The sequence below is a fragment of the Acidithiobacillus sp. TH-A35 genome, assembly GCF_057473505.1.
This window is the reverse complement of sequence record NZ_JBYCKR010000205.1, coordinates 1-5,105: the sequence shown is the minus strand read 5'-3', so window position 1 is coordinate 5,105 and position 5,105 is coordinate 1. Positions and strand designations below refer to the sequence as shown.

At 58.6% G+C, this 5,105-nt stretch carries 7 protein-coding genes; 5 read left to right on the top strand and 2 right to left on the bottom strand.

Going from position 1 to position 5,105, the window contains the following annotated elements; all coding sequences use genetic code 11:
- Together AC2VNK_RS07130 and AC2VNK_RS07125 are read left to right on the top strand one after the other, a co-directional pair.
- A partial coding sequence (locus AC2VNK_RS07130; protein ID WP_486883296.1) for a DHA2 family efflux MFS transporter permease subunit occupies positions 1-1,195 on the top strand: 1,195 nt, incomplete at its 5' end.
- Positions 1,196-1,247: 52 nt separating this feature from the next.
- Positions 1,248-1,679 carry a universal stress protein gene (locus AC2VNK_RS07125; RefSeq protein ID WP_486883295.1) on the top strand — a complete coding sequence of 144 codons (432 nt, stop codon included), beginning with the start codon at positions 1,248-1,250 and terminating at the stop codon, positions 1,677-1,679.
- Between the two features lie 341 nt (positions 1,680-2,020).
- Here the strand turns inward: AC2VNK_RS07125 and AC2VNK_RS07120 are convergent, their stop codons facing one another.
- Positions 2,021-3,052 (bottom strand): agmatine deiminase family protein, encoded by a 1,032-nt coding sequence (locus AC2VNK_RS07120; RefSeq protein WP_486883294.1) that lies wholly within the window; start codon positions 3,050-3,052, stop codon positions 2,021-2,023.
- An 84-nt stretch (positions 3,053-3,136) separates the two neighbouring features.
- Here AC2VNK_RS07120 and AC2VNK_RS07115 point away from each other — a divergent pair, with 84 nt between their 5' ends.
- The 3 genes from AC2VNK_RS07115 to AC2VNK_RS07105 all read left to right on the top strand — a co-directional run bounded on the left by AC2VNK_RS07115 (position 3,137) and on the right by AC2VNK_RS07105 (position 4,898).
- The gene (locus AC2VNK_RS07115; RefSeq protein WP_486883293.1) at positions 3,137-3,850 is read left to right on the top strand and encodes a pseudouridine synthase; all 714 of its coding nucleotides are present in this window, start codon (positions 3,137-3,139) and stop codon (positions 3,848-3,850) included.
- On the top strand, positions 3,847-4,290 hold the full coding sequence (locus AC2VNK_RS07110) for an NUDIX hydrolase (protein ID WP_291521882.1): 444 nt from the start codon (positions 3,847-3,849) through the stop codon (positions 4,288-4,290). Before AC2VNK_RS07115 ends, AC2VNK_RS07110 begins: the two co-directional genes overlap by 4 nt.
- Before the next feature lie 83 nt (positions 4,291-4,373).
- Positions 4,374-4,898 (top strand): RNA pyrophosphohydrolase, encoded by a 525-nt coding sequence (locus AC2VNK_RS07105; protein ID WP_486883298.1) that lies wholly within the window; start codon positions 4,374-4,376, stop codon positions 4,896-4,898.
- A 32-nt stretch (positions 4,899-4,930) separates the two neighbouring features.
- Here the strand turns inward: AC2VNK_RS07105 and AC2VNK_RS07100 are convergent.
- On the bottom strand, positions 4,931-5,105 hold a 175-nt coding region (locus AC2VNK_RS07100; protein ID WP_486883297.1), incomplete at its 5' end, for a putative glycoside hydrolase.

Sequence of the window (5,105 nt, the reverse complement as noted above, 5' to 3'; positions counted from 1 at the left end):
AGCGGCGCTGGTGCCGCTTTCGCAAACCGTCCTGCTCGACATCAACCCCCGGGAAAAGCAGGGTTCCGCCATGGCCTTGTGGGGCATGGGGGTGATGATTGGACCCATCGTCGGTCCTACCCTGGGCGGTTGGCTGACGGATACCATGGGGTGGCGCTGGGTATTTTTCATCAACGTGCCGGTGGGGATCATGGCGTTTACGGGAATCTGGAAGTCCTTCCCCAGGTATTCGGTGCTGCGGCGGATGCACTTTGACATGGCGGGATTTGTCAGCCTGAGTCTGGCCATCGGTGCCTTGCAGTTGTTGCTGGATCGTGGGCAAGAGCAGAACTGGTTCGCTTCGGTGGAAATCTGGATAGAAGCCTATATTGCCGGGTTCGCGGCCTTATATTTCATCTATCATACTTGGCGCACACCCTTTGACCGTTCCTTCTTTGATTACCGGCTGATCCTCAACCGCAACTATGTCACCGGCCTGCTCTTCATCTTTATTGTCGGACTGGTGCTTTTTGCGTCGCGGGCGTTGATCCCCACCATGCTACAGGATCTGATGGGCTATACGGCGATGACGGCGGGCTGGGTGACGGCACCGAGTGGCCTCGGCACCATGCTGGCCATGCTCGTTGTCGGGCGACTGGTGGGCAAGGTGGACTTGCGGCTGCTACTCGCCATCGGTTTCGGAATCACGGCCTTTTCCCTCTGGCAAATGCAGGGCTATAGTCTGGTGATCGGTGAGGGTGATGTGATTTGGCCGGGTGTCTGGCAAGGGCTGGGGATTGGTCTGGTTTTTGTGCCTCTGAGTGCCGCCACCTTTGCGACCCTGAGCCCGGAAATGCGGGCTAACGGCACGGCGATTTACAGTCTGGTGCGTAATGTCGGCAGCAGTATCGGGATCTCTCTGGTGGAGACCTTGCTGACCCGTAACACGCAAATCGCTCATGCCGCGCTGACCACCCACATTGATGACCATAATCCGGCTTTTCAGAATCCGACCGTGGCCAGTCTTTATAATCCCCATGATGCTTTGGGCCAGCTTCTGCTGAATACAGAAATCACCCGGCAGGCGACGATGATTGCGTATATCGATGATTTCTGGCTGATGCTGGTGATGACGTTGGCGGTTTTCCCGCTGCTGCTGATTATTCGCTCACCTAAGCGTGGCGCGGCGGTGGAGCAGACGGTGGTCGTGGAGTAGGTGGGAGATTCGGCTCGTGGGTGGTGCGGCGCGACCTTTTGGGAGGTGGTAAATGTTTCAGAAAATTCTGGTGGCCTACGACAGCAGCCCGTCGAGCGAAACAGCGCTCAGCCAAGGCGGGGAGCTCGCTCGTTTGTGTCAAGGTGAATTGCATCTTTTCGGCGTCATCGTCAGTACTGGGGGTATGGCCATTGGTCAGGCGGCGGGAGCGGAGGATATGCTGGGGCAGGAAGGCAACGCTATCCGCAGTAGTCTGGAGGATAGCGCGGGTAAGCTTCGTGCCGAGGGCCTGAGGGTGGTGACTCAAACGGCTGAGGGCAGTCCGGCTGAAGAGATTGCCCGTTACGCACTGCAAACGGGTGCCGACCTGCTGATCATCGGGCATATTCCGCATTTTTCTTTGGGACACTGGCTGCAGGGGTCAGTCGCCAAGGCGCTTCTGCGGGAATTGCCCTGCAGTATTTTGGTGGCAAAAGAGCGCTGAGTTTGTCCGGCAGGTATGGGATACCAGCGCTGTTGACGGTATTTTCTTATGTAACGCGATGTGAAAATTATGAAAAATAAAACAGTCTCTTAATGCTCGTGATGTGTGATTATTGAATATATAACTTTTTTTAAAAGTGATTATAATATGCGGCAGTGACTTGCCGCATGGAACATTGCCAAGTGGCCTCAGGAGCCAAAATGCTGCGCTGCCGATCTCCTGCCCTCTCCCCCTTCAACGTCCTGACGCTGGCGGTGGGTGCCATGTTGGCCGGTGGCGCTGAATAAGCGCTATGTTTTTAACAATACAATGACATGCTATTATATCTCATATGCTTTGTCTCAGCGCGGTAACTGCATGGTTACGCAGTGCAGGCTGCCATGCTGGCGAGCCAGCTCAATGCAGGGGACCGGGATCACCTTCCGGTCTGGAAAGGCGCGTTGCAGGCGCTCCTGCGCCACCATGTCTGCGGGATCGTCGTAAGTCGGCAGGAGAAGGGCGGCGTTGAGGATGAGAAAGTTGGCGTAACTCAGGGGCAGGCGGGTGCCATCCTCGTCCCATTGCGCTTGTGCCCAGGGTAAAGGAATCAGGTGATAAGGTTCGCCATCGCGGTTGCGGAAAGCGCTGAGTTCAGCGGCCATCTGCTGGAGCGGGGCGAAGTGGCTGTCGTCGGGATCGTCGCAACTCTGGTAGGCGATGGTATGGGGGTTGCAGAAGCGGGCGAGGGTGTCGATGTGGGCATCCGTGTCGTCGCCTTCCAGATGGCCGCTATGCAGCCAGAGGATGCGTTCTACGCCGAGCTGGGTACGGAGGGCGTCCTCGATTTGCACGGTGGACCATTGCGGATTGCGATTGGGCGAGAGCAGGCAGGCACTGGTAGTCAGCAGGGTGCCGGCGCCGTTCACTTCAATACTGCCGCCCTCCAGAACCATCCCGGAAATCTCCAGTGCCGCGTTTCCGTAAGCCCCTTGGGCATGCAGGTGGCGGGTAATCTGATTATCCAGGTCGGCGCGGAATTTGAGACCCCAGGCATTGAAGGCGAAGTCCATCAGTTTGCTCTGTCCAGCAGGGTTCAGCAGGGTGATGGGACCGTGATCGCGGGCCCAGGAGTCATTGCTGGGGACGGTGTGGAGATGGCAGCGCGCGAGCTCGGCACCAGCGCGGTGCAGATATTTCCTACAGGCCTCGACGCTGGCCGCGTCATGGCAGGCAATGAGCACGTCTTCGCGGAAGCTGATCTCACGGGCAATGCGGGCAAATACCGATAACACTGCATCTAGCCGTGGCGCCCAGTCGGTATCGGGGTGCGGCCAGGTGAGTTGTACCGCTTGCTGCGGGGTCCATTCCGGGGGGAGGATGTATCCAGTCGCCATGATGCACTCCGTTGTTGGTGACTCCAACATCATAGGGGTTTAACGGCTTTTCGTCAGCCTGTCCGGCAGGCTAAACTGCACCCTATGCAAAAACCTGCCGAACGTATGGATCATTTATTGTCCCGTCTTGGATATTGCAGCCGCTCCGAAGTGCGTGATCTGGTGCGCGAGGGGCGGGTGCGAGTAGCCGGGGAACCGCTGCGCAAAGCCTCCGCCAAAGTGGATGCGGCGCTGGTCTGGGTGGATGAAGAGCCCATTGATCACCCCCATGCCCTCTATCTGCTCTATCACAAACCCTTGGGCAAGGTTTGTGCTCACGATGATCCGCGTACCATTTATCAGGATTTTCCCTTGCGTTGGCGCTACCGGCGACCGTCGCTGAGCAGTGTCGGGCGTCTTGACCGGGAGACCAGTGGCGTCCTGCTACTCACCGATGACGGCGACTGGCTGCACCATTGGACGAGCCCCCGCCGTGCCATTCCCCGGGTATATCGCGTGACTCTGCAGGCGCCATTGCGGGCTGATGCGGCGAACATCCTGGCCGCAGGAACCCTGATGCTGGAAGGCGAAGACACGCCCTGTCGCCCTGCAGCGTTGCAATGCCTGACAGATCGCGAGGTGCTGCTGACCCTGACGGAGGGGCGTTACCACGAGGTCCGCCGAATGTTTGCCGCTCTGGATAATCTGGTGCTGACCCTGCATCGGCAGGCCTTCGGGCCTTTTGCGCTGGACGATCTGCCTCCCGGCCAGTGGCGTGAACTCACGGAAAAAGAGCGTATGACGGAGAAAAGCCCATGATTTGGACGCCGCATGTGACAGTAGCCACTGTCGTAGAGGAGAACGGCCGTTTTTTGCTCGTAGAAGAGGTGGTGGATGGGCGGCGCTGCTTCAATCAGCCTGCCGGCCACTGGGACCCCGGTGAAACTCTGTTGGATGCGGTCGTCCGCGAGACCCTGGAGGAAACGGGCTACGTCTTCCAGCCGGAATATCTGACCGGTATCTATCACTGGGAATATCCTGCGAAAAACCTGACTTATCTGCGCTTCGCCTTCGGTGGACGCCTTGGCCCCCGTGATATGCACCGTGCCCTGGATACGGGCATCATCGGCCCGGTCTGGCTGACCCTGGAGGAGATGACGGCGCGTGGGGGGGAGATGCGCAGCGTCATGGTCCGGCGCTGTATGGCCGATTACCAGGCGGGCAAGCGCTATCCACTGGATTTGCTGCACACGGTCTGAATGACGCTGGGGCTGGAGTAGACTGACGCTGGCCCGTCTGCGTGCTATATTGCAGCATAAACGCATCGGCAGAGACGATGAACATGATAGACGCGGACGGCTATCGCCCCAATGTGGGCATGATCATTTGTAACGAATACAATCAGGTGTTGTGGGCCAAACGCCGGGGTGAAAATGCCTGGCAGTTCCCCCAGGGCGGTATCGATTATGCGGAAACGCCGGAGCAGGCGATGTTTCGCGAGTTGGAAGAAGAGGTCGGGACCGCCAAGGTCTGTATTCTTGGCAGGACGCGGGGCTGGCTGCGCTATGAAGTGCCCTGCGCCCGACATCGCGCCGCGCGGCGCCGTTATCGTGGGCAGAAGCAGATATGGTTTTTACTCCGTTTTGAAGGCGAAGAGGCGGAAATCAATCTGCGCACCCAGCAGCCGGAGTTTGAGGACTGGCGCTGGGTGGATTACTGGATGCCGGTGAATGAAATCATTGCCTTCAAGCGCCGCGTGTACTGGCAGGCTTTGCAGGAATTGGCGCCGTTGATTAACATGGATCCGCCGCCCATGACGGATCCCTGCGGTTCTGCGGACCGATACCCGGTCGGTGGGGGCCGCTGACCGTGTTACTGCGTGATGGATGATCCATCCACTCAGTGGCCTTCGCGAAGCGTTGCCACCAGCGCCGACTTTGGCGGAAGCCCTGCCGTAGTATAGACATTACGGGGGTTCCACAGCATCCATCCGTCCGATCCGAAAGTCTGCGCCGCATCGATCTGCGCCGCAATCTCTTCGCCCCCGAAGGGTTTCCCGCCAAAGGCGTAGTCA